General features: G+C 57.8%; 23 protein-coding genes. 5 read left to right on the forward strand and 18 right to left on the reverse strand.

Features of this window, described 5'->3' with window-relative positions:
* Window positions 1–136 precede the first annotated feature (136 nt).
* On the forward strand, window positions 137–1,732 hold the full coding sequence (locus ACFSOY_RS08170; protein ID WP_386045532.1) for a sigma-54 interaction domain-containing protein: 1,596 nt from the start codon (window positions 137–139) through the stop codon (window positions 1,730–1,732).
* On the opposite strand, the gene ACFSOY_RS08175 is transcribed toward ACFSOY_RS08170, so the two are convergent.
* The 10 genes from ACFSOY_RS08175 to ACFSOY_RS08220 all read right to left on the reverse strand — a co-directional run bounded on the left by ACFSOY_RS08175 (window position 1,722) and on the right by ACFSOY_RS08220 (window position 13,061).
* On the reverse strand, window positions 1,722–2,783 hold the full coding sequence (locus ACFSOY_RS08175; RefSeq protein WP_386045534.1) for a M24 family metallopeptidase: 1,062 nt from the start codon (window positions 2,781–2,783) through the stop codon (window positions 1,722–1,724). The genes ACFSOY_RS08170 and ACFSOY_RS08175 overlap by 11 nt on opposite strands.
* A gap of 154 nt (window positions 2,784–2,937) precedes the next feature.
* Window positions 2,938–3,711 carry a formylglycine-generating enzyme family protein gene (locus tag ACFSOY_RS08180; protein WP_386045535.1) on the reverse strand — a complete coding sequence of 258 codons (774 nt, stop codon included), beginning with the start codon at window positions 3,709–3,711 and terminating at the stop codon, window positions 2,938–2,940.
* Window positions 3,705–5,459 carry a WD40 repeat domain-containing protein gene (locus ACFSOY_RS08185; protein ID WP_386045537.1) on the reverse strand — a complete coding sequence of 585 codons (1,755 nt, stop codon included), beginning with the start codon at window positions 5,457–5,459 and terminating at the stop codon, window positions 3,705–3,707. Before ACFSOY_RS08185 ends, ACFSOY_RS08180 begins: the two co-directional genes overlap by 7 nt.
* A gap of 13 nt (window positions 5,460–5,472) precedes the next feature.
* Complete coding sequence (locus ACFSOY_RS08190; RefSeq protein ID WP_386045539.1) at window positions 5,473–6,225, reverse strand: GTP cyclohydrolase II; 753 nt, start codon at window positions 6,223–6,225, stop codon at window positions 5,473–5,475.
* 61 nt (window positions 6,226–6,286) lie between these two features.
* Window positions 6,287–6,862, reverse strand: coding sequence for an FAD-dependent oxidoreductase (locus ACFSOY_RS08195; protein ID WP_386045541.1), 576 nt, complete (start codon window positions 6,860–6,862; stop codon window positions 6,287–6,289).
* Window position 6,863: 1 nt separating this feature from the next.
* Complete coding sequence (locus ACFSOY_RS08200; RefSeq protein ID WP_386045543.1) at window positions 6,864–7,538, reverse strand: class I SAM-dependent DNA methyltransferase; 675 nt, start codon at window positions 7,536–7,538, stop codon at window positions 6,864–6,866.
* The gene (locus ACFSOY_RS08205) at window positions 7,513–8,742 is read right to left on the reverse strand and encodes an MFS transporter (RefSeq protein WP_386045546.1); all 1,230 of its coding nucleotides are present in this window, start codon (window positions 8,740–8,742) and stop codon (window positions 7,513–7,515) included. The genes ACFSOY_RS08200 and ACFSOY_RS08205 overlap by 26 nt, the downstream gene beginning before the upstream one ends.
* A gap of 206 nt (window positions 8,743–8,948) precedes the next feature.
* On the reverse strand, window positions 8,949–10,796 hold the full coding sequence (locus ACFSOY_RS08210) for a WD40 repeat domain-containing protein (protein ID WP_386045548.1): 1,848 nt from the start codon (window positions 10,794–10,796) through the stop codon (window positions 8,949–8,951).
* A 571-nt stretch (window positions 10,797–11,367) separates the two neighbouring features.
* Window positions 11,368–11,949: an NAD(P)/FAD-dependent oxidoreductase gene (locus ACFSOY_RS08215; protein ID WP_386045549.1), complete on the reverse strand. Its 582-nt coding sequence runs from the start codon at window positions 11,947–11,949 to the stop codon at window positions 11,368–11,370.
* Between the two features lie 236 nt (window positions 11,950–12,185).
* Complete coding sequence (locus ACFSOY_RS08220; RefSeq protein ID WP_386045551.1) at window positions 12,186–13,061, reverse strand: LysR family transcriptional regulator; 876 nt, start codon at window positions 13,059–13,061, stop codon at window positions 12,186–12,188.
* 297 nt (window positions 13,062–13,358) lie between these two features.
* On the opposite strand from ACFSOY_RS08220, the gene cysT reads away from it, so the two are divergent.
* Genes cysT through ACFSOY_RS08240 form a run of 4 tightly spaced genes read left to right on the forward strand, consistent with a single transcriptional unit; the run spans window position 13,359 to window position 17,126 of the window.
* The gene (gene cysT / locus ACFSOY_RS08225; protein WP_386045553.1) at window positions 13,359–14,159 is read left to right on the forward strand and encodes a sulfate ABC transporter permease subunit CysT; all 801 of its coding nucleotides are present in this window, start codon (window positions 13,359–13,361) and stop codon (window positions 14,157–14,159) included.
* Window positions 14,156–14,953 (forward strand): sulfate ABC transporter permease subunit, encoded by a 798-nt coding sequence (locus tag ACFSOY_RS08230; RefSeq protein WP_386045554.1) that lies wholly within the window; start codon window positions 14,156–14,158, stop codon window positions 14,951–14,953. The genes cysT and ACFSOY_RS08230 overlap by 4 nt, the downstream gene beginning before the upstream one ends.
* 3 nt (window positions 14,954–14,956) lie before the next feature.
* Entirely contained in the window at window positions 14,957–16,060 is a 1,104-nt protein-coding gene (locus ACFSOY_RS08235; RefSeq protein WP_386045556.1) for an ABC transporter ATP-binding protein, read from the forward strand.
* A gap of 16 nt (window positions 16,061–16,076) precedes the next feature.
* Complete coding sequence (locus tag ACFSOY_RS08240; RefSeq protein WP_386045558.1) at window positions 16,077–17,126, forward strand: sulfate ABC transporter substrate-binding protein; 1,050 nt, start codon at window positions 16,077–16,079, stop codon at window positions 17,124–17,126.
* A gap of 367 nt (window positions 17,127–17,493) precedes the next feature.
* On the opposite strand, the gene ACFSOY_RS08245 is transcribed toward ACFSOY_RS08240, so the two are convergent.
* The 8 genes from ACFSOY_RS08245 to ACFSOY_RS08280 form a co-directional block, all read right to left on the reverse strand.
* Complete coding sequence (locus tag ACFSOY_RS08245) at window positions 17,494–18,591, reverse strand: toxic anion resistance protein (RefSeq protein ID WP_386045560.1); 1,098 nt, start codon at window positions 18,589–18,591, stop codon at window positions 17,494–17,496.
* Window positions 18,592–18,603: 12 nt separating this feature from the next.
* Window positions 18,604–19,242, reverse strand: a complete 639-nt coding sequence (locus tag ACFSOY_RS08250) for a hypothetical protein (protein ID WP_386046781.1) — start codon at window positions 19,240–19,242, stop codon at window positions 18,604–18,606.
* Between the two features lie 19 nt (window positions 19,243–19,261).
* Complete coding sequence (locus ACFSOY_RS08255) at window positions 19,262–20,227, reverse strand: ATP-grasp domain-containing protein (protein WP_386046783.1); 966 nt, start codon at window positions 20,225–20,227, stop codon at window positions 19,262–19,264.
* Window positions 20,228–20,287: 60 nt separating this feature from the next.
* On the reverse strand, window positions 20,288–21,130 hold the full coding sequence (locus ACFSOY_RS08260) for an HAD family hydrolase (protein ID WP_386045562.1): 843 nt from the start codon (window positions 21,128–21,130) through the stop codon (window positions 20,288–20,290).
* Window positions 21,127–22,260 carry a cysteine protease StiP family protein gene (locus ACFSOY_RS08265; RefSeq protein WP_386045564.1) on the reverse strand — a complete coding sequence of 378 codons (1,134 nt, stop codon included), beginning with the start codon at window positions 22,258–22,260 and terminating at the stop codon, window positions 21,127–21,129. The genes ACFSOY_RS08260 and ACFSOY_RS08265 overlap by 4 nt, the downstream gene beginning before the upstream one ends.
* A 19-nt stretch (window positions 22,261–22,279) precedes the next feature.
* Window positions 22,280–23,647, reverse strand: a complete 1,368-nt coding sequence (locus tag ACFSOY_RS08270; protein WP_386045566.1) for a phosphoribosyltransferase family protein — start codon at window positions 23,645–23,647, stop codon at window positions 22,280–22,282.
* A complete protein-coding gene (locus ACFSOY_RS08275; protein ID WP_386045568.1) occupies window positions 23,592–24,779 on the reverse strand; it encodes an HpcH/HpaI aldolase/citrate lyase family protein in 1,188 nt (395 codons plus the stop codon). Before ACFSOY_RS08275 ends, ACFSOY_RS08270 begins: the two co-directional genes overlap by 56 nt.
* Window positions 24,780–24,874: 95 nt before the next feature.
* Window positions 24,875–25,606 (reverse strand): TerC family protein, encoded by a 732-nt coding sequence (locus ACFSOY_RS08280; protein ID WP_386045570.1) that lies wholly within the window; start codon window positions 25,604–25,606, stop codon window positions 24,875–24,877.
* Window positions 25,607–25,629 lie beyond the last annotated feature (23 nt).

The following is a 25,629-nucleotide window of genomic DNA, read 5'->3' on the forward strand; positions in this document are numbered from 1 at the left end:
TATGAAAGCAAGAATTGTGCCAGTCGGTAGAGCGGAAGTTGTGCCGTTTCGTGTATAATATTTTTGACATATAGATCGAATGAGTGTCCAATTTATTAGACACGTAGATGTGTAACACAGAAAGGTGGCGATCCTGATGAAACAAAAACTGCCGAGCGTGTCAGCGCTCGTGACGCCAAAGGGCGATCTGTCCGACAGCTCGTCCGCCATACGTGAAGATCTGCTTTTGGCTGACGTGTTGCCCCGTCTGGCAGCGGCGGGCAGGCTTGCCGTCGAAAACAAACAGGGAGAGATCGTCGGGTCGCTCGATGCGGGCGATGCGCTGCTGGCGATTCATCAGGCGTATCGACGCCTGGAAGCGTTCTTCGAGACGCTGATCCAGACGGTCGACGCTTCGATCACCGCCGTCGATGAGGAAGGGCGCACCGCCGTCTGGACGGCCGGCGCCGAACAGATCTTCTCCATTCCCAAAGAGCAGATCCTCGGCCATCCGATCGACGATTTCTTTTCACGAGAAATGCTCCGCTGCATGGAGACACTGCGGTCGGGCGAATCGCTGTATCACCATTTTCACCAAGCCAGATCTGACCTTTTCGTCCTGATCAACAGCAAGCCGGTCGTGCTCGACGGGGAGATCATCGGCGCTGTCGTCTCCGAGACGGACGTGACCAGCCAAGTTCGCCTCAATCAAGAGCTGTTCCAAGCGGTGACCAAAGTGCACCATCTGGAAAAAGAGATCGCCAAATGGCGGCCGTCTGTCGATCCCTTTTCACCGATCAAAGGCAAAAGTCCCACCATCCAGCACACGATCGAGATGATCACCAAGATCAGCACGACGAAGGCGACCGCGCTGATCCTCGGCGAGAGCGGTGTTGGCAAAGAGCTGTTCGCCAAAGCGCTCCATCAGCTGCGCGAAGGGGCGGACGCGCCGTTCATCCCGATCAACTGCGGGGCGATCCCCCCTTCGCTGTTTGAAAGCGAGCTGTTCGGATATGAAAAAGGCGCCTTTTCAGGCGCCGATCTAAAAGGAAAAAAAGGCAAGATCGAGTTAGCGCAGGGCGGTACCCTTTTCCTGGATGAAGTGGGGGAACTGCCGCTGGAGATGCAGGTGAAACTGCTGCGCGTGCTGCAGGAGAAAACGTACTATCCGGTCGGCGGCACCAAGCTGTTGCAGGCAGACTTTCGCCTGATCGCCGCCACCAACCGCGACTTAGAAGCGATGGTGCGCAGCGGCCAGTTTCGCGAAGATCTCTACTACCGCTTAAACGTCGTCTCGGTCAACGTGCCGCCCCTTCGCTCGCGAAAAGAGGACCTGCTGGAGCTTGCTCACTACTTCCTGCACGAGTTCGGCCTGCTGCATCAGCGCGAGATCAAAGGGCTGCCCCACACGGTCCTGCAAGACCTGATGCAGTATGAGTGGCCGGGCAACATCAGAGAGCTCCGCAACACGATGGAGCGCTTGGTCGTGCTTTCGACTGACGGGGTGATCAAGCGCGAAGACCTGCCGTTTTTCCCAGCAGCGCGCCCCTTGGAGCAGGAGCAGGAGCCACCGCAGCGGTTAGCCGATCTGCTCGAAGCGTACGAGCGACAGGTTCTGGCAGAAGCACTGCTGGCGGCAGGCGGCAACAAGGCGGCGACCGCCGAGCGCCTCGGCATCTCGCGAGCCACGCTGTACAACAAGCTCAACCGCCTCGGCCTGCTCTCCCTCTCCGCACCCGATGCTACAAGATGATCAGCTCTCGCGCCGACTGCGTGAGCACTTCATGGCCGTCCGCTGTGATCAGCACATCGTCTTCGATCCGCACTCCGCCGAACTGCGGCAGGTAGATGCCCGGTTCGACGGTGATCACCATGCCAGTTTGCAGCAAAACGTCCGTCTTTTGCGACAGGAACGGGTCTTCGTGGATATCCAAGCCGACCCCATGTCCGGTGCCATGCTCGAAGCGATCGCCATATCCCGCCTGGGTGATCCACTCTCTCGCCAGCGAATCTGCCTCGCGGGAGGTGATCCCCGGCTTCAGGCCGTCGGTGCAGCGATGAAGCGCTTCCAGCACGATCTGGTAGATCCCTTTCAACTTTTCGTTCGGCTCGCCGACCGCCACCGTGCGGGTGATGTCGGAGCGGTATCCTTGGTAGAGCGCGCCAAAGTCGAGCGTGACCATCTCGCCCTGTTCGATCTTCTTCTCGCTCGCCACACCGTGCGGCAGAGCGCCGCGAACGCCAGAGGCGACGATGATGTCAAAAGCGGATGATGTCGCCCCTTGTTTTCTCATGAAAAATTCCAGCTCGTTCGAAACTTCCCGCTCCGTCACGCCAGGGCGGATAAACCCTAAGATGTGCGTGAAGGCGTTGTCGGCGATCTGGGCAGCCGTCTTGATCGACTTGATCTCCGCTTCCGACTTGATCAGCCGCAGCGCTTCCACCACGCCTTTCGTCGGCACAGTCGCCGCCTTCACCTGCTCTGCATACTGGCGATACCCCAAGCAGGTCAGGTGCGCCTCTTCATAGCCGAGCTGGGAGATGCCCATCTGTTCCGCTTGGCGAGCCACTTCCTCTTGGATGCTGCCTTTGTATTGGACGATCTCAAATCCGGTCACCTGTGCGGCCGCCTGTTCCGCATAGCGGAAATCGGTGATCAGCTTCGCCTCGCGGTTCGAGATGAGCACCACCCCAAACGTTCCGGTGAACTCGGTGACGTAACGGCGGTTTTGCGCGCCGGTGATCAGCAGTCCATCGATGTTCCATTCTTGAAAGCTTGCTCTCAGTTCGGTTAGTGTTTGCATCTGATACGACCCCCTATGTGAAGTTACACGAGAGAGTAGAAGCAAATATCATGCCAACCTCAGCTGATCGCAAGACGTGCACAGGTCAGGATGCAGGAGGAGGGCGATCTTCAACAGCGCTTCTCTCTCTGCGAAACTTCGATGCGACCCGGCATTACACCTCCCGCACGACGCGAAACCCGGTGAAGCGAAAGACAGGCTCAGGAAAAGGGCCGTGCCTTCTGGCCACGCGGCAGAGATCGCCGCCTCGGGCGAACGATCCGCCTTTTAGAATCGGATAGTCGGGGCCGAGCGCCTCGTAGAGATCGTCCACGACCACCTGTCCGCCCGGGTAGACCTGATAGGGCGAGTCGACCCACTCCTCCACATTCCCGCCCATGTCATACAGGCCGAACAGGGAGCGCCCCTCCTCATAGCGGCGCACCGGCGTCGTGTTCTCGACCTTCGCTTCGATCGAGTTGCACCGCTCTTTCGACCAACCGTCTCCCCACGGATATTCTCTCCCCGTATCCCCGCGCGCCGCTCGCTCCCATTGCGCTTCGGTCGGCAATGAGATCGAGCAGCCCAACCGATCGCTCAACCATCGGCAAAACTGGCGAGCGTCCTCCAAGCTGACACCCCAGACCGGATGATCTATCTCGCTCTCCACTTGCGCCCTTGTCAAACTTTCTGGACGCTTCGCGCCTGTCTGCTCGACAAACTGCGCATACATCCGGTTGGTGATCGGCGTGTCGGAGATCGCAAACGAGGCGAGCTGTACCAAATGCTGCGGCGTCTCTTTGAGCAACCAGCTGCGAAATTCCGTTTCGTACGCCTCTTCCAGCAGGTGATCTGCCCAATCGGCAACCGCACGCTCCACCTCGTCCAGCGTGCTGCCGACGCGAGCAGCTCCTGCCGGAATGGTGATCCATTGAAAATCGATCAGCATTCCACACCCTCCTCCGACTGGTTGAACAGCCGCAGCGCCTCTTGCACGATCCCCTCTTTGCTCACCGTGTACACGCAGCCATCATAGGAAGATGCGTATACTTGATCGCCAGCTGCGCGCAGCGCGCTGATGCCGTTTTGTCCGACGCGCACCACCAGCGGCTGCTCCTCGCGATCGGGGTGCCAGATGCTGACATAGCCCCAATAGTCGCCCGCATAGATCGTGCCATCCAGCGCGATGGCGACCGACTTGACCGAATAGCGATGCGTGAGGTGCTGTGCCACAATTTTTTGCGAATCGATCTCGTAGAGCCTGACCACCTTGTCGCGACCGACTGTGACGAGCTGTCGTCCGTTCGGATGCAAGCTGATATCGTTGACGATCGCCGTCGGTCCGAAAAATTCGGTTCGCCTTGTCGGATCGGTGCGGTCATACGCGTGAATCGAACCGTCAGACGAGCAGGTGACCACATGTTGATCGTTCACCGCTAGCGCTTTGACCGCCCCTTGGTGCGCCTGCCAACTCTGACCGAACGAGCGCGTCGCCAGGTCGAAGCGGTGCACAGCTCCCCCGTAGGTTCCGACATAGAACGCATGCTGCATCGCGTCGTAGAAGATCGTGTTGATCGGCCCTGTGCCCGTCTCGACCGCGCAGGCGACAACGCCTTGCTGCACATCCACCAGCGAGACGTTGCCCGCATGGTCGCCCCAGAGCGCAAAGCGGCCATCTTCGGAGATCGCCACCCCGTTGGTCAAAACTCCGCCCTCCGCATTCACCGCCACGCCTTGGATGCGGAACTTTCCGTCATCAGAGGCGGTGAGGATCAGATCAGGGCCGATCGCGATGTCGTTGATCGAAGGGCTGGCCAATTCGCGTCCGACGCTGAGCAAGCGCTCCTGCTCCACGTCCCACTCCGCGTACACGTTGCCAAAACTGCCGCTCAACACCTGCTGCTCATCTGGCGTCCAAGCAAGCGTCCGCTCCCACTGGTAGCGAAAGGCGGGCAATTCTTTGGCCAGCTTGCCCGTCTTCACGTCCCAGATCTTGATCCGGTGGTCATAGCCTGCGGTCAGCAACCAGCGACCGCTCGGGGAGAAGACCACCCGCTTGACCCCGCGCTCGTGCGCTTGCAGCGTGGTGTGCAACGTCAGCTCCTCGGCGAGATAGATCAGGACGCGCCCATCATCCCCACCGATCGCAAACAGCCCGACACCGCCATGACCGCCGACCGCATCCAGCTCGTACTCGAACGGTCCGATCTCCGCGCAGAGCGTTCCGTCCGCCCACTTCCAGACCAGACAGCGTCCATCATCTCCGGTGGTGAACACGCGATCTCGATAGGCCCAGACGGAGAGCACATCTTTGCTGTGCCCGCGAAACTCGGTCAAGATGCGGCCCGTCTGCAGATCCCACACCAGCGCGCGATGATCGCGCGAGACGGAGATCAGCTTCGAATCGCCGTCGACAAACGTCAGTCCCTCCGCATCATCGTTGTGCCCGTACAGGATCTGCTGCCGCTCCCCTTTCTCCAGATCGTACAGGTGCAGCGTGTAGTCGGAAGAGGAGCTGGCGAGCCATCGCCCTCCTTCTGAGAGCGCCAGCGCGTTGACGAGGTGCTGATGCGCTCCTAACCGCTCAGACGTCCCCTGCTGGCGATCCCAGCGGTAGATGTTTTTGTCATAGCCGCCCGTATAGACATAGCGACCCTCCTTGCTGACGACAACAGATGTGATTGGCCCTCTGTGCATGCGTTTCTCCTCCTTACAGATTGGGTTGCGGGCTGATCGATCGCTCAAGCTTCTCTTCGTCGACCACATGCCCAGAGGCGATCTTGGCGCGAAGATAGTGGCGGTTGTGCGGGGAGGCGGGCACCGTGTGGTCGCCGCGAACGGCTGTCGCGATCCCATAGCGGCGCAGCTCCTCCAGCTTGCGCGGATTGTTGGTAAGCAGGGTGACCGGCCGCTGTTCTCGCAGGAAATAGAGCATCGCCGCCGCCTCCTCATAATCGCGCGCATCATCCGGACAGCCGAGCAGTCGGTTCGCTTCGAACGTGTCGGCGCCACCCTCCTGCAATTTGTAGGTCAGCGCTTTTGCCAGCAGCCCGATCCCCCGCCCTTCCTGTCCGGTGAGATAGATCAGGCAGCCGGCACCAAGTTCGACGATCTTCTGCAGCGACCGCTGAAGCTGCGGCCCGCAATCACAGCGCAGCGAGCCGAACACGTCGCCCGTCTGGCAGACGCTGTGCACCCGCACCGCGGGCAGGTCGTGTCGCTCAAAGTCACCGTAGACGAGGAAGGAGGAGAACGTTTGCTGACGCTCGCTGAGCTCCACCACCCACTTCACATCCAGCTCGACATCGGCTGGCACCTGAGCGTATCCGTACCAGCGAAAGGTGTGCTCCTCCTCGCGCACGGCGATCGGCAGGCGAATCGGGCCTAGGATCGCATATCTTTTGTCCAAAAATAGAAATTCCTGTACCGTCTCTGTGATCTGTTCTGGCATCTTCTGCAGCATGCTCGACCCTCCTCCGATCGGGACAACCTCAAGTGAGTTCAAAGCGCGAAGCTTCCCGCCACTACTTCTTCGGCGGGATGGTGCGATGGATATGTACGCGCTCTCCAGCTTGCTCGGAGATCAGATTGAGCGCGACCTGCGCCCCGTGGCCGGCTGCGATGATCGCCTGTGAGGAAGTCCCCGCACAGATGCCAGCCGCGTAGACGTTCTTCCTTGAGGTGCGCCCGCGCTCATCGATCGCCACTTTCAGCTTGGTAAACGGTTCATCATGCTCGACCAGCTCGACATTTGCCAATTTGGCCAGCTCCATGCCCGGCCCCTGCCCACAGCAGAGGAGGATCGACTCTGCCCGATGCTGTCCTGCCGCGGTCGTGACCAGCAGATGATCTTCCTGTTCGTCGATCGCCGTCACGCGCTCCGAGCGGATCTCCACCCCTCGCTGCTCCACTTGCTGGCGACCTTTTTCCAACAGCTGCGGCCCTTCGAACTCGTCCAACCCGAGGTAGTTGGTGACATAAGCTCGCCCCATCTGCGTGCGACCGTCCTCCAGCACCAACGTCTGATAGCCCAGATCGGCGAGCAACAGCGCGGCGCTCAACCCGGATGGCCCTCCACCCAACACGATCACTTTATACATCTCACTTCACTCCTCCCTTTGGCTTGCAGGCGATCGCATGATATTGGTTGGTGCCGACTTTCGCCCGCACCTCCTCAACCTGCAGCAAGCTGAGGCCAGCCTGCTCGATCATGCTCTCGATCTGCTCCAGCGTGAACGGCAGATGAAACCGTCCGTCCTCGCCAATGTTCTCTTCCTTCCAGCTCTCCGCCCAGACGACCAGCGAAAAGATGCCGCCCGGCGCCAACAGTTTGGCGACCCCTTGTAGACAGGTGGCATGGTCGCTCGGGTGCTGGTGATGGAAACAGCCGTGATCGAGCACGAGGTCAAACTGGCCTCCCGCCTGATCTGCCGACCATTTGACAAAATCGCCGATCACAAACTCGACCGCACCAGATGAGCCAGCTTGCATCCCTGCCCACTCCGGGTGCTCGCACAGATCGACGCCCAGATAGCGCTCGATCTGCGGATCGAAGGCGCGCAGCGCTCTGCCGTTCCCACAGCCGATGTCGAGCGCATTCGGCCGCTGCCCTTCATTGTGATCGCACCAGAGAGCATGTGCGATGCGCGCCGCTTTCAGCAGGGAATCGTCCTGCGACCAGACGTCCGTCCCAGCGGCGTAATGGCCGGCGAACGCTTGGCGCATCATCTCAAGATACGCAGACTGCTCTTCATGATATGCTCGTCGTCTTTTCATGAGCTACCTCCTTCACAGTTCTGGACAGCGGCCCCTTGGCGGCCAGCAGGATGGCGAGCAAGGCCAGACAGGCGGCAAAGGCGAACACGCTCTGCGCTCCAAACAGTCCTGCAATCCAGCCGAGCAGTGCGGTCGACATCGAGAGGGTGACGTGCATGATCATCCGCACCAGCCCGCCGACCCGCCCCATCATCTCATTGGGAACCACATCTTGAATCAATAGGTCCTGCGCCAATGAATAGGAGAAAATACCGATCGCGACAATAAATTGCGCCCCCATCAAGACACCCTGCTGCGGGATGAGGAACAGCGCCAGGCCGATGCAGCTCACGACCAAGCTGCTCAACAGCAGGCGACTGCGCTTCCAGTGCTTAAAGCGAGGCACCACCAGCGAGCCGACAAACAGTCCGAACCCACTGCAGGCGATCACCCAGCTTGTAAACATGTCGGAGGCGCCGATCTCATTTTTCAAATAGAACAGGATCATCGTCTGGATGCCGCTCGTCGCCAGCCCCCCGACCAAGATCACCAGAATGAGTCCTTTGAGCACCGCGTGCCCTCTAAGAAATGTCCAACCCTCGCCCATCGCGTCGATCACCGAGCGCAATGTGCGGATGCCGCCGAGATTTTTTTCGTTGGGGATGCGGCTCCACCAGCACATGACGATCGGACCGAGATAGCTGAGCGCATTGATCCACAGCAGCACTTCATAGGAGAGAAAGCCGAGCAGCAGCCCCGCCAACGTCGGTCCGGCGATAAACATCAGCGTGTGCGCAGACGCCAACCCGGTCGTCGCCTCAACGCGCCGCTCGCCAAACATGATCGGGACGACGGCGATCTCCGCCGTTCGGGAAAACTCAAATCCGACGCTGATCAAAGCGCCAAACAGGTACAGCATCCACGTCTGCAAAAGCTCTGCCTGATAGAGCCCAGCCAGCAGCAAACTGCATCCGCCTTGAAAGAGAAGCGCCGCAAAGATCACCGTTCGCCTGCTCACCCTGTCGACGACAGAGCCGATAAACAGGCTGCACACAGCGCGGGGAACAAACTGGCAGATCGCCATCAAGCTCATGTCGAGCACCGACTGTGTCAAGCTGTATACCAACAGGGGCAGGGCGACCGAATACACGGCGTTGCCAAATCGGTCGATCATCAGACCGATCGCATAGGTCAGGAACCTTCGCTCCAACCAAATGCCCCTCATCCTCATTCCTCCTTGCTCTCACCGTTCAAGAAATGCAGAAAGGGAGAGTTGCCAGTTGACCGACCACTCCCCAATCTGCCTACCCACGATGCTTTTGGCTCTCCTCGCTCATCAACCGTTGTTTTGGTTTACGCGACGAGCCGGCTTTTTGAACGCCTCTTTCTTTTTCATGTAGATCACCTCCTTTCCAATCGTCTGGCGATCGGCTAGCGGATGTAATACTCGCGCACCTTGAACGGGATGCCATCGTAGATGCGGTATGCATTGATATACCCGCTTCGCCCGCCGACCAGCAGGATCGGAATGCCGTCCTCCGGCACTCGGGCGGCAAACGCCTTCGAGAAGTCGGGCAGGTACTCTTGCAGGTCGACCATCTCGCCGTCCTCATAGCGATAGGTGCCCACCTGATAGCCATAGCCGCCGACGTACATATGCCCCTCGCAATAGACGCCGTTCTCCTTGGTGTTGGTCAGATATTTGACAAACTGCTTCTTGATCGCATAGTTCTCCAAGTCGAGCTCGACCATCCCGTCGCCGCCCGTCACATAGATCTCACCTGCGCTTCCTCGCATCATCCGCTTCAGGCGCAGGGTGAACTGGATCGAGCCGAGCCGCTCATGCGAGTCGGGCGGATAGACGTGAACCATCTGGTGCTGATCGGCAGTGACGATGCGGCGACCGTCCAGCGCATAGGCGCACGCATAGACCGGGCTGCCGACCGGAATGCGATCGAGTACGCTGCCGTCCTCCGTGCAGAACTCCCACACGGTGCCCTCATCGGTGGCGACCATGCACCTGTCGTACTCTGCGCTGAGCGCCACGCCGCGAGGGACGCCCAACACCTGCCGATACCACCTGATCGTTCCATCGCGCTCCGCCTGGAAGGCGATCCCGCTGCGCGAGATGCCGACATAGGAGCCATCTGGCAGCGGCTTGACATCTTTGGTGATGCCGAAGCCGTGCACATGCTTCTCCAGCTGTTCGAGATGAACCGTATCGAAGCGACCTGGGCCGTAGCGGATCAGATGCACCCCTTCATCTGTGCCCGCATACAGCAAGCTCTCATCATCTGGATGCGGCTCCAAGATCCACACGCATCGGTTGTGGAACAGCGCGCGATTCACTTCGACGCCCCGCCTATCGAGCTGAATCAGATCGCCCGTCTGCAGCAGCGCGTAGATCTGATCTTCCGAGACGATCGCCGCATGAATGATCTGGAAGTCGAGCGGGCCGATCACCCGCTTGAGGCGAAATTCTTTCGTCTCGTTGTCGAAGATAAAGATCTTGCCGTTAAACCCGCCGACGAACAGGTTGCGACAGTCCTGATCGAACTGGATGAACTCATTGTCCTCGTGCGAGATCTTATATTCCTGAAATCCTGTGCCGTCCTTTTCGATCGTCGTGACGCCGGTGCGAACCAGCTTGTCTTCGCCGAGCCCACCATCCTGCGTCGTCCAGAAGCGGTCATGGCGAGCGTCGTACACGACGCCGTGCACAACGTTCGTATCGACCTGCGCTTGAACTGGAAACTCGTTCGTCTCCAGATTGCCGATGTACAGCTTCCCCTCTACGTCTGACAGCGCATGCAACTCCGGGTTGCCCACACAGATGCAGTCGAAAAAGGTCGGCGAAGGAGAGGTGCGAATGTCGATCACTTCGAACGTCTCCGCATCGAGCACGACGATCTGCGTGTACCCGTTGTTCGTATACACCTTGCCGTTCAGGTAAGCGATGCCGCGGTTGGGTGAAGGGGACGGCTCCTCATCTTCAAACAGATCGCGGCGATCGCAGATCATCACCTCATCATAAAAATCGAGCGGTTGCAACGTCGCCAAGTCCCATTTGCCGATCGCACCTGCCCGGTCTTTCGTAAAGACGTACTTGTCAGATAGGCAGAGGGAGTTGACCGGGCGGTCGTAGGTCACCGCCGGGGATGATTGCAGCAGGTTGAGCGCCAAATCAAACTTGTGAATGCGACCTCGGACATCAGATGCGATCAGCACGTTCTGACTTTCCGCATAGACGACCCGAAGCAAGCGATTGGGAATATGCATGAGTCTGTTCACCTACCTATTCAAATATCTTCAAATATCGAACGAGCTTGCCGTTCGCCACACGCTTTCTGCTCACTGTACAAAGCGAAGATCGATGCGAATCGTTTGCAGAGCGATCGAGAGCAATCATTCGTAACTCCACGACAGACCACGATCCTCATTACATTTATTATTCTACATTAACATCATGAGTTTTGAAAAGGGACTTTTTGTTCTTTTTTGGTAAACTCTTGAAAGACCGCTTGCAAGCCAGAGCGGATCAAGCTTCGCCCCGCTTTTCTGCCAACAAAAAAAGGAGCCCCGCGCTTGGCGCATAGGCTCATCTTCCTAGGTGTCGCATATCGGTTCACCACATGTCGTATCCTTCTCTTGTGATCGAGATCTTGCCCTCTTCCTGTCCAAGCCCCCGCTCCACTCGCGGCCGATCATTCCGTCCTGCAAGCCCCCCACCTCTCCGATCAAAAAATCCCCTCGGCGCAGTTGAGACGAGCTGCACACGAACCTGTGCGCTCGATTCTTTGCCACCGAGGGGATCTTTCAATCTGTGATGCTTTCGAGGCTGTTCGCTCAATCAGTCTCGCTTCGGAGTTTGGTGAACATGGACGCGGTTGCCCACCCGGTCGCTGATCAGGTTGAGCGCAGTCTGCGCACCGTGTCCGGCTGCGACGATCGCTTGCGAAGCGATTCCAACCGCGATGCCCGTCGCATACACGTTCTTTTGCGATGTGCGGCAACGGTCATCGATCTTGATCTTCTTCTTGGTGAACGGCTCATCGTTCTCCAGCAGTTCAACGCCTGCTAGTTCTGCCGTAGCGAAACCAGGACCTTGGCCGCTTGCCAAGATCAGCTGTTCAGCAAGGTAGGTGCCCTGTTCGGTGACGACCTTGATCTCCGCTTCCCCATACTCGATCGCTGTGACCGTCTCGTTGAGCACGGTGACACCGCGATCCTCTTGCACTTGTTTCAGGGCTGTTTCGACCAGGTCGGTGCCGAGGAACGGCTCACGAACGCCCAGGTAGTTGCTGACCCATGCGGATTTCATCATCGTGCGGCCATCGCCGATCACCAGCGTATTGATCTCTTTATCGTGCAGAAACATGGCGGCGCTCAACCCCGCAGGGCCTGCACCGAGTACGATCACATCATATTTCATCGCGATACACCTCTTCATCTCAAAAATTATCGTCATTAGTCTATCATTCTATCTAATCAACTATCTGTTGTCCATAAATTGCTAACAGAGAATAATAATATAATCTCCATCACAAATGCTCCTCGGGAGAGTATTAATGTAATCCCGATCACTAATGCTCTCCAATCGCTGATGCACAGATCGCTTGCCCTTAAAACTGCTGGCGAAGGCGCACACACTTGCCTGTCACAGCGCGCTCACCTTCTGACCACCTCGACCAGATTGCGAACAGACGGGCTCACGCTTTCGCCTGCGCGCGTGCAGAGATAGATCGGCACGCTCAGATTCACATCGCGCACATACACCCGGCCCACCTCACCGCTTTCCACATCTTCCCGCACCAAGAGCGATGGCACCAGCATCGCGCCAAAGCCTGCGCGCACCGCCTGGATCCCCTCGTTCGTCCCGTTGAGCTCAAGCCCCACTTTTGGCGGCGGCAGCTTGTGCTCGCGGCAAAGGGTGAGCAGCGTCTCGCGCGCCGTGCTCCCCTTTTCGCGGAAGAGGAACGGCTCTTCCAAGATCTCCGCCAGCGCTGCCTGTTCCCCAGCCAGCCGATGACCCTTTGGCACGATAAACCAATATTGCTCTTCAAACACGCGCTCCTGCTCCACAGCGGACACCACATGCTCCCCGCCGACGATGCCCACATCGACCCGGTACTCCAGCAACAGATCGAACACCTGCTGCGCGTTGCTGGTGATCAGCTTGACCTCCACATCGGGGTAGTGTCTTTTGAAGCTGGCAATCCAAGAGGGCAACAGTCGATAGGCGGGCAGGTTGGACACCCCGATGCGCACCGACCCGCTCATCCCCCGCTTCCAATCTTCCACCTTCAGCTCCATCTCCCGCTCGATCGCGAACAGGCGATGCGCATAGCCCATCAGCATCTCCCCAACATCGGTCAGCTGAATCCCTCTGCCGCGGGGGGACAACAACGTCACGCCTAGCTCCTTCTCCAACTTGCGCACCTGCGCCGTCACCGCCGGTTGGGTCAGCCCCAGTGCTTCGGCTGCCCGCGTCACGCTGCGGTGCTTCGCAACCTCTGTGAAGATCGACAATGCGTACAGATTCATCTCATCCCCCCATTTGGGCTCACCATTTGCAAGATGGGTCGATACATTGTAGCAGAGTTAGATGCCTATCCATTTCCGCAGATGCTCACAGGTGTATCTTACCATACGAACTGTGCCAATTTTCCATCAACCGGAAAGTTGTTGACAGCAAAATCAAAGGCACCTATAATTCCAAGTATTCGAATAGGAATACAAAGAAAAGTCCCGTGCAAGGGATGTTTTTTTGGCGCAACACATAACGAAAACTTGGCTACTGATCAACGATTTTGATGAATGTTTCCCAGTGGAGGTGGAAAAGTGGTTCGCTTGCTTCGCAACAGCTTGTCGTATACGGCTGTGCTCTTCGTCATCCTCGTCGTCATCGCGCCTGTGACCGGCATTTATGTCGAAGGATTTTCTGTCGGCTGGGACGCCTTTTGGTCGGAGGTCACCAGCCCGATGGCCTGGAGTTCGCTGATGCTCTCCATTCAGTTGGCACTTGTCGCCACGCTGATCAACCTGGTGATCGGCACGACGCTCGCTTGGACGCTCGTCCGGTATCGCTTTTGGGGACGGGGCTTCCTGAACGCGCTGATCGACCTGCCGTTCGCTCTGCCGACGGCGGTCAGCGGCTTGATCCTGCTCATGTTGCTCGGACCGGAAAGCTGGCTCGGCCAGTTGGCACAGCGGGTCGGTTTTGAGATCGTGTTTCAACCTCCGGCGATCGTGCTCGCGATGATGTTTGCGACGTTCCCCTTCGTCATCCGCACCGTTCAGCCCTTGCTGGAAGAGATCGACAAGGGCGAGGAAGAGGCTGCCTACACCTTGGGAGCACGGCGATTCACCACCTTTCGCAAAGTGATCTTTCCGGCGATCCGCTCCGGTCTGATCGGGGGAGGATTGCTCGCCTACTCTCGATCGCTCGCCGAGTTTGGCGCGGTCGTGCTCGTGGCGGGCAACATTCCGGGCAAAACGCTCCTCGCCTCCGTCTACATCTTCGGCGAGGTGGAAAGCGCCAACCCGCAGGGGGCGGCTGCCGTCTCCATCATGTTGCTGACCGTTTCCTTCCTCATCCTGCTTTCGATCAACCTCTTTTTGAACAGGAGAGTATCGAGATGAGAAAAGCTTTGATCGCTGCTTCCTATCTAATCTGTCTCTTGCTCCTGATCGTTCCGCTGATCAAGCTGTTTCAAGGTGCTGGTGAGCAGGGGTTCGCCAGCATCTGGTCCACGCTCACCCGGCAAGACGTTTTGCATGCGCTTTGGGTCACCGGGCTGATCACGCTGATCGTCACTATCCTCAACGTTCTGTTCGGCGTGCTGCTTTCGCTCACGCTCGCACGCGACACCCGTCTCAGCAGGCGCTTTCGCCAGTTTCTCAACTCGTTGGTCGATCTGCCCTTCGCCGTCTCACCTGTGATCGCCGGACTGATGATCGTCCTGTTGCTCGGCCCGAACACGATCATCGGCGCCTTCTTCGAAGGGGTCGGCACCCCAATCGTCTTCGCACTGCCCGGCATGGTGCTCGCGACGCTGTTCGTCACCTTCCCCTTCACCGTGCGCGAAGTGTTGCCCGTCCTGCAAGAGATCGGCACCCAGCAAGAAGAGGCCGCCTTCACGTTAGGCGCGGGGCGGTGGACCACCTTTTGGCGCGTCACCTTTCCCTCGATTCGCTTTGCGATCTACTATGGCATCGTGCTGACGGTCGCCCGCTCGCTCGGTGAGTTTGGCGCAGTTCTCGTCGTCTCCGGCAACATCGTCAATCAGACGCAGACAGCTACGATCTTCGTGTATCAGGAAGTCGAGAATTTCAACTTCGCAGCTGCCAACTCGGTCGCGCTGGTCCTCGCCCTGCTGTCGATCACCACGCTGCTGTTGCTCGAATGGACAAAAAAACGAAAAGGAGCGCTGTAGCTCATGCAGATTGAAGTCAAACAACTGAGCAAATCGTTCGACCGCACCTCGGTCGTGTCCGATGTTCACTTCTCCATCCGCAAAGGGCAGCTGATCGGGTTGCTCGGCCCGAGCGGCGGTGGCAAAACCACGATCCTCCGCCTCTTAGCCGGTTTGGAAACCCCGTCGTCTGGCGAGATCTATTTTGACGGGCAGCGAGTGGATCGCCTGCCCCCGCAAGATCGCGGCATCGGGTTCGTCTTTCAAAACTACGCGCTGTTCAAGCATATGACCGTCAGCGAAAACATCGAGTTCGGCCTGCGCGTGCAGAAAAAAAGCAGAGCGGAAGCGGCCGCTCGCGTGCAGGAGCTGTTGGAGCTGATCGGCCTGCAGGAGCTGGCGAAGCGGTACCCGCATCAGCTGTCCGGCGGTCAGCGTCAGCGGGTCGCCTTCGCCCGCGCGCTCGCGCCTGCGCCGCAACTGCTGCTGCTCGACGAGCCGTTTTCTGCCATCGATGCGAAAGTGCGCAAAGAGCTGCGCGATTGGTTGCGCGACATGATCACCCAGCTCGGCGTGACCAGCATCTTCGTCACGCACGATCAGGAGGAAGCGATGGCGGTGGCAGATGAGATCATCGTCTTCAACAGAGGGCGCATCGAACAGCAAGGAACGCCGTGGGAGATCTTCCGCCACCCCGCCACGCCCTTTGTCGCCTCCTTTATCGGCGATACGAACGCGATCGAAGATCTGTCCCTGCTCGAACATCTTGTTTCGCTCGACAGGATCGAGGCGGGCAGCAAAGTGCTCGTCCGCCCCGAATCGATCGAGATCGATCGCCAGCAGGAGCTTGCTGCTACAGGTGCGGCGCTTCTAGGCGTCGTGCGAAACGTGCAGTTTCGCGGCTCCTATTGGCAGGTGGAGCTGCAGGTCGGAAGTCAGCAGCTGCTCGCCCAGCGCCCGTTGGAACAGGAGCCGCTTCGACCGGGTGATCAAGTCTCGGTGATCCTCCACCGCGCCCACCTCTTTGCTGGCACAGAGAACATCATCTTGGAGAACAGCAAGCGGGAGCACCGGTTGAACGAACACAGCCTTAAAGAACACAGCTTGAAAGAGCACAGCTTCGCCTAAAAAGGAGGTCCTTCCAATGAAAAAATGGGTCACTCGATCGATCAGCCTCTCGCTGCTCACCCTCGCACTCGCCAGCTTGACCGCCTGCGGCACCGAGGATAGTTCCACGCCGGCAAACGGTGAGCAAAAACAGGAGGTCACGCTGATCCTCGGCTCCTACTCGGTGCCGAAAGAAGCTTTCCAAGCGATCCTGCCCAAATTCCAGCAAGCTTGGCAAGCGAAGACCGGCCAGCAGGTGAACTTCCAAGAATCGTACGAAGCTTCCGGCGCACAAGCGCGGGCGATCGCCGGCGGCTTCCAAGCGGACATTGCCGCCCTGTCCTTAGAAGCGGACATCGACACGATCGCCGAGGCCGGGCTGATCACCCACGATTGGCGGAAAAAGACGAACGGCGGCATGATCACCTCCTCCGTCGTCGCCATCGGCACGCGCGAGGGCAACCCGAAAGGCATCAAAGACTGGAGCGATCTGGTCAAGCCGGACACGGTCGTCCTCTATCCCAACCCGAAATCATCTGGTGGGGCGCAGTGGGACATCAACGCGATCTACGGCGCGGGCCTCAAGCTGTCGGAGGAAAAAGGAGCGAAAGACCCGGCCGCCGCTGCCAGCCTGTTAGCCGCGATCCATAAAAATGTGAAAGTGATGGACAAAAGCGGTCGCGCGTCGATGACGACGTTTGAAAGCGGGGTGGGCGATGCGGTCGTCACCTATGAAAACGAACTGCTCGCCCGCGTCCAAGAGGGCGGCAAATATTCGATCATCGTGCCGAACTACACGATTCGCATCGACAACCCGGTTGCGGTCGTCGATAAAAATGCAGACAAACATGGCGTGCGGGAAGTGGCCGAAGCGTTTGTCGACTACCTCTGGAGCGCAGAGGCGCAAAACATTTTCGCCGAGAAAGGGTTCCGTTCGGTCGACCAGGCGGTCGCCGCCAAGTATGCGGAGAAGTACCAAACGCCCGCCGGCCAATTTGACATCGACTATCTGGGCGGCTGGGAGCAAGTGCGCAAAGAGCTGTACGCCAAGGGCGCGCTGTGGGATCAGATCGTGATGGAAAAATAGCGGGAGACCGATCCGCTTCGCAAACAAAAAAACATGTCGCCAGCAGACGTTTTCGGTCGCCGCGACATGTTTTTGTTTTGTGTGCACCAGCACCCGCTTCACCTTTCTCGCTCATCCCGCTCGTTCAGCTTCGAAATCGACTCGGCGCGCTCATAGCTGGCGACCACGATCAGCAGCAAGATCAATCCGCCCATCAACACACCTTGCCCCACAGACACCGCCTCTTTCGTTCTGCGTCGTATGTTAGAGAATTGTATGAAAGCAGCCGCTCCGTTTAGACCAGCTCAACGAGAGCAAAAGGGGCAGGGCAAAAAGAAAGACAGCCTGTGCCGGCTGTCTTTTCTGCTGATCCAGTTCAAAAAGTGGTCTAGTTCAAAAAGCTGGAGATGTCGTTCTCCTTCGTTCCGATCGCCGGAGCAGCTTGCGCGCCCGATCTGAGGCCCAGTCGCTCGTTCATCTGCTGGTTGATCGTCGTCATCTTGTTGGTATAATCTTTGCAGCTCTCGATGATCTGCTGGTTGGAGCGCTCCGAGATATCCAGCGCTGCCATCAGGTCGCCGATCGCCTGGTTGACCGCTTCCAAAGACATCGACGGTTTGCTGAGCAGTTCGTTGGTGCGCTCCGTCGTGGTGCGCAGCAGGCGCGCATTTTCTTTGAACTGGTCTTCCAGCGTCTTGTTGGTCGCGTCGACCGCCGCGATGACCTTCTCCTGATCGCCCAGCGCCATCGCGATCATCGCCGAGACGGTGATCAGGTTGGCCGTCTTGTCGATCGCGTTGTTGACCGCATCGATCAGCTTGTCGTTGTTATCGTTGATGATGTCTGTCGCGGCGATCGCTTGGTTGTAGAGCATGATCATCTCGGTCATCGATTGAATGCGCGATACGACCTTGCGCAGCCCGCGCTCCAGATGCGCTTTGCGCGACGTGTTCTCCGCCTTGGCGATCTCGACCTCGAACATCTCCCTCAGCTTGTCGCCAAAGGCGATCTTCGTCTGCAGGTTGTAGATCTCCTCCATCGAGGTGCGCTTCAGCTGGCGCATGTAGGCGATGTTCTCCTGCAGCGTGTCCTTGCCGTCGCGCAGCCCTTCCAAGATCGCATTGATGTTCGTTTTGACCGATTGGTACTTGTAGACGTAGTTTTTAAAGGGGCTCTTGCGCACCAGCTTCCCGAAAAAGCCCACGTTTTTGCTCTGTTGAAGCCCTTCGCACTCGTCGCGAAGCTTGAGGATCATGTTCGACACTTCCGCCCGCTTGCCAGACATCAGGTCGTTGACCGGCCTGTCCAACATCTGCAGCGTCTGCCCTGCCTTCTCCTGCGTCTTCATCCCCAGCTTCCCGATATCGTCCATCAGGGAATCTAAAGACAGCGTATCGGTGGTCGACACCTTTTGGATCAGCTGTGTTGCCTCATGTACAACCTTCTGCTCGTCCTCTTTTCTCAGTTCGATCGCTTGCGTTGTCATGCGGGCACCTCCTTAGTGATGATCAGATTCGCTATAGCGGCTATGGATCAGATCAGCTTTCGTCTGCAGCTCGATCAGATCCTTATGTTCGATCGTCTCGACGATCGACGTGATCTTCATGTTGATATCCTTCAACCCGTTCAACAACATCCGGCGATTTTTCGTCTTCGTATCACCGCTGAGCCGCAGGAAGGGGGTGATAAAACTGTTCAAGTCTTTGAGCACCAGCCGGCGAATCGTATGGTTGATCGTCCCGTTGTCCAGCTCTTGCAGCAGCGGGATCACACGCTGCAACCTCGCGAACAGCGCGAGCGACTTTTCGACGATCTCATCGTCGAGGTTGTTCTTCTGACCTTCCGAGATGATCATGTCCTCCATGATCTCCAAGTATTCCAAGACCGGCGCGAACTCCGGCGACACCTGCGGACGCCGATCTGTCGCCTGTCTCTGCTCCGCTTGCACGGTCGGCTCTGCTGGCGATTCGGGCAAGACGTCCGGGATGTTGCTCTTCTTCGTATTCCGATCGAGGACGCTACCGACTCCCATCCCGATGAACGGAATCAGCAGCGAGATCATCTCCGGAAGGATCGGGCTGGTGATCAAGGCGATCAGATAGCCACCCGCAGCGCCGAGCACGACTTTTTTCTTCAACAAGACTCTCACCTCCAGCTCAGAAACGCTTCATATGAACAGGCTGTTCCACATGGCTGGCCAAGATCCCGTAGGTTGGCTCCTGTGTGGGAACGTCCATGCCGAGGATCAGCTTCACCGCGAGATAAGGGAAATTTACACCTGATAAACAGGACACGTGCAAACCGCCAGACATCCGCGGATTGATCTCCAACAGCTTCGGTACGCCTCTGTTATATTTCATCTGTATATTAAAATTATAGGGGATTTTGTAGGTTTCTGCTACCCTTTTGGCGATCTGTAGCATCTCTTCGTTCTGCTCCAGCGCACGCAATCGCCCGCCTGCCTTTCTGCGGGGGACAGCGGCGATCAGCTTTCCGGCAGGATCTGCCAGGCAATCGATGCTGTACTCGTACCCCTCCAACAGCTCCATCACCATCAGATCATCGAAGCGATCCACCTGCTCCAAGAGGTGAACCACCTCATCGAACGCCATATATTTATTGATCGGCCCAAACAGATCTTGCACTCGATCCCGACCGTTTTCGATCACGCGAAAGCCTGATCCACCTTCCGACTTGGTCGGTTTGATACAGACGTTGTGCCCCTTGTCTATCAGCTGCTGATACGCTGCTCGAAACTGCTCCACCGTGTTGACCACTTGGTAGTCTGGCAGCGTCATGATGCCCGTCGCTTCGACCGATCGGTAAAACTTCTCCTTGTCGATCAGCTTTTCCAACAGCGACAGGTCTTGGCAAACCATCACTTTTGTTCCGCGCTCCTCAAAGCGCCGCACCTCTTTGGCGATGTCGTACATATTCCAGCGGGGAATGAAAACATCGATGCGATTGCGGTCACAAAAATCTAAGCAGAACTCCACATAGGAAGACCCTGTCACAGCAGGCTCCACCTCCGCATGATCGCACGCTTGCAGCGACATGTGCATCCGATTCGGATGCGTCCCATACAGGGTGAACGGCATGCCGTCCTCATTGTTGCGGATCATGTTCAAATATTGATAGGCCACCGAAAACCAGCGATTGATCCAGATGTTCGTCACTGCGCCTCAACCCCTCGCCCCAGATTGCAGGGCCGCTTTTTTCTCGCCGCTCAAAAGCTCTGCGGCGCTCTCCAAGATCTCCACCGCAGCCAGAATCCCCGATCGGTTGGTGAACAGATAGTTCTGCTCGATCGGATCGGCCTGATGTTCCCGATACAGCTCGCCGTGGCGAGGCGCGATCGCATGGGCGGCGATGTCGAGCATGCAGCGATCGAGCAGCGAATCGCCCGATGCGATGCGAATCTCTTTGCCTTCCAGCTCCTGCAGATGCAAGAGCGCATCCCGCTTGTTCACCACGCGCGGAACCAGATAGACCTTCCGACCTTGGATCGATGTCTCCCAGCCCTCTTTCGCCAGCCGAGCTGCCAGCTCTTTCACCGCTTCGATCGGCATGCGCTTTCGATCGATGACATAGGCGAAAAACATCTCGTCACAAAACCGCTCGCCGATCACCCACTCAGGCGAGGCGATCTCCTGAAACAGCTTTTGCACCTGCTCGCTGGGCGCGCATTCTGATTCGATCTGGCGGCAGATGTTGCGGTTCCAGCTCCGATCGGGCTCCCCGTCGATCAGCAGGTTGCCCCCATTGCTCGTCACCGCATACTTCGGCTTGATCAGATCCTGCAGGATGTGAATGCGGCCGTACTGCGCGATCGTGCGCGTCGTCACCGGCACGAACATCGCTCGCTCCGACAGCTCCCGCAGCAGGTAGAGCGCGCGGACCGCCATATAGGAGAGGGTCTTCCCATCCTTCGACTCCGCCGGAATCAGGTCGCGCTCCTCATGCTCGCTGCCCATCGAGCGCAGGGAGTAGATCAACGTCTGATCCAGATCGCTTGCAAAGATCATTCCACTTCCCCCTTTAACGGCTTGATCAGACCACAGCAGGAATAGGCGAGCCCAGGAAACACTTCGACCGGAACGCTGCGGTCGGACGCGAGCAGCAAAATGTGCTCCAAGTTCGGATTGTCGAGGCGATCGACAAGAATTTTCCACGGTACTCGCCGCAACAGCACGCGGGTCGTCTCCCCGACGCCCGGCTTGACCAGGTTGATGTCCTCGATCCCGAAATGCGCCTGAATCTGTTTGATGCTCTGCAAGCCCTGCCAGTCTGCCTTCACCTCTGCATCCTGATGAGCTTGCGCATCGAGTTTCGCCTGTGCGCTGACTTGCGGAAAATGCGCGCTGATCACATCGACAAAATGATTGGACAGGTCATCTTCCCGCCACTCCTCATAATATTTGGCCCCATGAAAGTCGAGCGCTCCGATCAGATCCGGTCGGAGCACCGTGCGACTGACCAGCCCGGAGACGGTCGAGTTCAGACAGGCGCTCGGGATCAGAAAATCCTCTCGCGTTCCATAAAGCTCCGAACAGCTGCCCGGGTCTGCGAGCACGGCGAGCTGATCGGACAGCTCAACACCGTAGCGGCGAGCAAAGTCTGCACAAGCTTCGATCAGCACTTGTCGAATCGCGCCTTTGCCCGTCCACCCATCGACAAACTGAATCTGCCGATCTGGATGGTTCTGCAAGATGTACAGGAGCGCATTTTCGTCGATCCCTTTGCCGCGGATGATCGAGATGCTGTAGTGCGGCACTTCGATCTGATAGACCTGTGCCAGATAGCGCTTGATCAGGATGCCGATCGGCGTGCCCGCCCGCGCCAGCGAGGCGAGGACGACCTCCGTTCCGCGCTCCTTCACGATCAGCTCGGCAACCGTTCCTGCCGCCAGCGCCACTTTTGCTGAGGTGCGCTCAAGCGTCTGGTGAAACAGCTGCAAGTATTCGGGTGATGGATGATACTCGACAGGAAGCATCTCCGAGTAGTGCGTTCCGCTCTGGATCGCTTCCTCTCGATCCTCATTCGATCGCTCAAGCGATGCGTGCTGTAAGTTCTTCAACAAAAAAATGACATCCTCAGGTGAATAGCTGCCCATCGGGCGAGGAGAGGGGATCTGCTTCGCAAGCACGGAGTTCATAGACGGTGCTCCTTTCCTTTCAAGAGACAAAGACCAAGCGGACGCGCTCGATGCCGAGGTTGCCGAGCAGTTCGACAAACGGCGCGAGTCGTTCCGGCTTCACCTGCCGTTCCAAAAATACAAAGAGATCATCATATTGGTGCGAAGTCACATTGTAGAGGAAATGTCTGATCGTCGGATCGTCTGGGCTTGGGTAGGCGTGCGCTTCCCAGATCGCATAGGGCGGCTCTTGGTGCGGGTGGATCGGGCTTCTGGTCGTCGAATGGTAAGCGACACCTTCTCCCATCTCCGCTGCGATCCGCATCGGCAGGTACATAAATTCGCCCGTCCCCAAGCAGAGCGTCTTGTTGCCCGTCCGCATGCTGCGCAGCCGCTCAGCAGCTGCGGTGATGCGGCTGTCCACCTCCGCATTGGCGGAGGATTCGATCGCAAACCTTCCTGTGCATCCGATGTAGGGCGCCAGGTTGCGCTCACCTGCCGCATCGAGCGAAGACACCGGCACGACGTCGAACAGGCCGTGCAGGTCGATCTGTTCCACCTGCGCCTTGACGAGCGACTCGCTTTGCTTCGCGCGCGGCGCTTCGAGGATCGGCCCCCCCTCCGCCACCATCTCCCCTTTGATCAAGCTGAGCGTCTTGATCGAGATGTCGAGCTCTCTCGCCAACTCGTCAAATCTCGCCTGATCCTGAGCGGTGCGCCAATCTAAGAGCGAGGCGACATAGTAGTCTGCCTGCGGGTATTTTTGGTGCAGTTCGCGGATGATGTTCAGCGCGGTCTTGCCTGTCGTCATCTCATCATCGACCAGCACGATCGATTCGCCAGCCTGAACCGGATGTTCGGCGTAGCAGCGGTGAGCGGTCGCGTGGGAATGCTCCTCTTCAAAGCTGATCGAAGAGGTCAGCTCGGGGATCAGCTCTCGCGTCGTGTGGACATAGCGACACCCCTCGGCAAACGCATCGTACATGCTGTGCCCCAAGGCGGTGGCCGTCTCCGCAAAGCCGATAAAGGCGAGCGGGCGAGGTGGCACCAAGCGATTGGCCTGCAGCTGCAGGTAGGCGCGCTTCGCCTGCGATCGATCGCGCAGCCCTTCGATGATCAACTCGGTAGCAGGTGCTGGGCCGTTCAGTTCCCGCTGCAACAGCACGGCGAGCGCCGAGCCGCTCAGGAGGGAAACGTACGGATCGACAGCCAGATGCTTGCCCAACACTTTGCTGACAAAAAGAAACGCCCGCTTCTTGTTGATCCGCGCTGCCATCGAAAACAGCGCATCGAGCGGCAGATCGAACGGGTTCTCCGTGACGGTCACATGGACTTTCAGGTCCCCCATGATGTCATACGTATGCTTGTCCCTGCTTGCTGACTGGTGAGTGAAAGTTGTCCTGCTCATGTAACACCCCGTATACGTTAGCTTTGGCCAGGATTCGTTTGGCCCAGTTCAGGTGTGGTTTGACCTCGTTCATCTTGTTGGCGTACTCGCTCCTGACCACACCCTGCCGTCCATCTTGGCTCTGCACGATGCTGATCGCATCCAGATATTCTTCGCGCGTGACCGCATGAAGCGTCTGGACGATCCTGAGCTGGCTCGGATGGATCATCGTCTTCCCGACCAGCCCGTTCTCCTTGTCGAGCAGCACTTCGCGAATCAGTCCGCATTCGGCCGGATGGGTCGGTCGCAGCCTATATTGGCGAGCGATTCGCTCCACCCGCTCTTCGGGCGGTGACAGCTCTGTCCCTCTGTGCGGAAAGTATTCCCACACCGGACCGGAGATCTGGTAGCCATCGCCAGCTCGCCCAAACGTGTTGATAATATCGGCGATGCAGTCGCGGATGACGGCGATGTCATAAATCGTGTGATGCACACTGCGCCGAACGCCAAACAGGCTGGAAAAATCGGTGGCGCCGATGCGCACGTTCAGCACATAGTCTCGATAGCGATCGACGATCGCTTTGCTGCCTGCAAGCGTTACTGCTCGCTGCTCCAGATAGATGATCGATTCGCTTTCGAGGATCGGCGATCCGTAGAGCGTCGGTGCGCTCTGCTCTTTGTGCCGGTTGTACTCCTCAAGGATGCGAAAAAAGTCCTCGCCCCGCTCCGGCGTAAACTTCGGAAAGAAAAAGCCGGTGATCAGCGCGACTCGCGCTTCGAAGCGCAAGATCATGCGCCGCATCTGTTCCGGGCTTCTGACGCGGACAAAGAGCAGCGGCACTCGATCTTCGGACAGCGCTCCGATCTCGACGTAGGAAGCCAACTTGAACAGCTGCTGCTGCAGCGACGCTTCGGCCGCTTCCACCTGATGATCGCCGATCGCATCCTCAAGATCGAACACCATCGCGACCAAGCCTTCATGCTTTTGATGCAGGATGTCCTCTGCGATCGTCTGCCGCGTGGCAGGAGAATAGAGGGCGGCTCCTGCCGCATAGGAGAGCATCTCTTTGCTCGAATGGTTGCAAAAAGGTGCGGGCTGTTTGTAAAACGCCGCCAGCGCTTCATCCTCAGATAAATAGTTGAAGTATCTCAAAGGACTGTCTCCCTTCTTACCTTTGCGTGACGTAGAAAAAAAAATCTCTCTTTTGAGGAGAGATTAGATTCGATCTGGATGATGAAGGAAGGGAGTTACTCTGCTGTCTTTTTCTTGCGGATGGAGCTGTAGATCATCGTGCCGATAAACACTGCGATCAGGATGCTGAAGAATGCGATGTGCGACAGTTCGAAGCCGAAAACAGCAGCCATCATCTTCCCTGCGATGATCGCGATCAGGATGAAAGCGGTCGTCTCAAGCTCTGGGAACTTATCGATCAGCTTGAGGAAGATCTGTGCGACACCGCGCATCATCAGAACGCCCAAGATCCCGCCGAGGAACAAGACCCAGACTTGGTTGCTGATCCCGAATGCTGCGATTACGCTGTCGATGCTGAACGCGATGTCCATCAGCTCGACCATCAGGACCGTCTTCCAGAAGGAGAGCGGCTTGTTTTTCACATCGTCCTCATCTCCGCCCTTGAACAGCCCTTTATAGGCGATGTAGAAGAGGTAGAGTGCCCCTGCGACCTTGACCGGCGTAAACGTGACGAGATAGGTGCCGAGACCGATCGCCAGGAAGCGGAAGACGTATGCGCCGAGAATCCCGTAGAACAGCGCGCGCTTCTGCTGCTCTTTCGGCAGGTGTTTGACCATGACGGCGAGAACGAGCGCGTTGTCTGCGGAGAGCAATCCTTCGAGCAGAATCAGGCTGGCGATGATCCCCCAGTTTACCGGATCGGAGAGCGCACCTGTGATGTCTGCCCATGAAAAGAAGTGCCCATAGTTCTCAACGGCACTTTGAAAAAAGTTAGTTAGCCAATCCATTCTGGATTCCTCCATCTGTTTTG

Source organism: Tumebacillus lipolyticus (assembly GCF_042682745.1).
Classification (GTDB): domain Bacteria; phylum Bacillota; class Bacilli; order Tumebacillales; family Tumebacillaceae; genus Tumebacillus_A; species Tumebacillus_A lipolyticus.

Excerpts from the sequence above, each read along its gene's own strand:
- ACFSOY_RS08180 (WP_386045535.1), bottom strand. The coding sequence starts at position 3,711 with ATGCTGATCGATTTTCAATGGATCACCATTCCGGCAGGAGCTGCTCGC.
- ACFSOY_RS08235 (WP_386045556.1), top strand. The coding sequence starts at position 14,957 with ATGCAGATTGAAGTCAAACAACTGAGCAAATCGTTCGACCGCACCTCG.
- ACFSOY_RS08220 (WP_386045551.1), bottom strand. The coding sequence starts at position 13,061 with ATGAATCTGTACGCATTGTCGATCTTCACAGAGGTTGCGAAGCACCGC.
- ACFSOY_RS08240 (WP_386045558.1), top strand. The coding sequence starts at position 16,077 with ATGAAAAAATGGGTCACTCGATCGATCAGCCTCTCGCTGCTCACCCTC.
- ACFSOY_RS08195 (WP_386045541.1), bottom strand. The coding sequence starts at position 6,862 with ATGTATAAAGTGATCGTGTTGGGTGGAGGGCCATCCGGGTTGAGCGCC.
- ACFSOY_RS08215 (WP_386045549.1), bottom strand. The coding sequence starts at position 11,949 with ATGAAATATGATGTGATCGTACTCGGTGCAGGCCCTGCGGGGTTGAGC.
- ACFSOY_RS08270 (WP_386045566.1), bottom strand. The coding sequence starts at position 23,647 with ATGAGCAGGACAACTTTCACTCACCAGTCAGCAAGCAGGGACAAGCAT.
- ACFSOY_RS08260 (WP_386045562.1), bottom strand. The coding sequence starts at position 21,130 with ATGATCTTTGCAAGCGATCTGGATCAGACGTTGATCTACTCCCTGCGC.
- ACFSOY_RS08245 (WP_386045560.1), bottom strand. The coding sequence starts at position 18,591 with ATGACAACGCAAGCGATCGAACTGAGAAAAGAGGACGAGCAGAAGGTT.
- ACFSOY_RS08265 (WP_386045564.1), bottom strand. The coding sequence starts at position 22,260 with ATGAACTCCGTGCTTGCGAAGCAGATCCCCTCTCCTCGCCCGATGGGC.
- ACFSOY_RS08210 (WP_386045548.1), bottom strand. The coding sequence starts at position 10,796 with ATGCATATTCCCAATCGCTTGCTTCGGGTCGTCTATGCGGAAAGTCAG.
- ACFSOY_RS08190 (WP_386045539.1), bottom strand. The coding sequence starts at position 6,225 with ATGCTGCAGAAGATGCCAGAACAGATCACAGAGACGGTACAGGAATTT.
- ACFSOY_RS08255 (WP_386046783.1), bottom strand. The coding sequence starts at position 20,227 with ATGATCCGCAACAATGAGGACGGCATGCCGTTCACCCTGTATGGGACG.
- ACFSOY_RS08170 (WP_386045532.1), top strand. The coding sequence starts at position 137 with ATGAAACAAAAACTGCCGAGCGTGTCAGCGCTCGTGACGCCAAAGGGC.
- ACFSOY_RS08175 (WP_386045534.1), bottom strand. The coding sequence starts at position 2,783 with ATGCAAACACTAACCGAACTGAGAGCAAGCTTTCAAGAATGGAACATC.
- ACFSOY_RS08280 (WP_386045570.1), bottom strand. The coding sequence starts at position 25,606 with ATGGATTGGCTAACTAACTTTTTTCAAAGTGCCGTTGAGAACTATGGG.
- ACFSOY_RS08230 (WP_386045554.1), top strand. The coding sequence starts at position 14,156 with ATGAGAAAAGCTTTGATCGCTGCTTCCTATCTAATCTGTCTCTTGCTC.
- ACFSOY_RS08185 (WP_386045537.1), bottom strand. The coding sequence starts at position 5,459 with ATGCACAGAGGGCCAATCACATCTGTTGTCGTCAGCAAGGAGGGTCGC.
- ACFSOY_RS08205 (WP_386045546.1), bottom strand. The coding sequence starts at position 8,742 with ATGAGGGGCATTTGGTTGGAGCGAAGGTTCCTGACCTATGCGATCGGT.
- ACFSOY_RS08200 (WP_386045543.1), bottom strand. The coding sequence starts at position 7,538 with ATGAAAAGACGACGAGCATATCATGAAGAGCAGTCTGCGTATCTTGAG.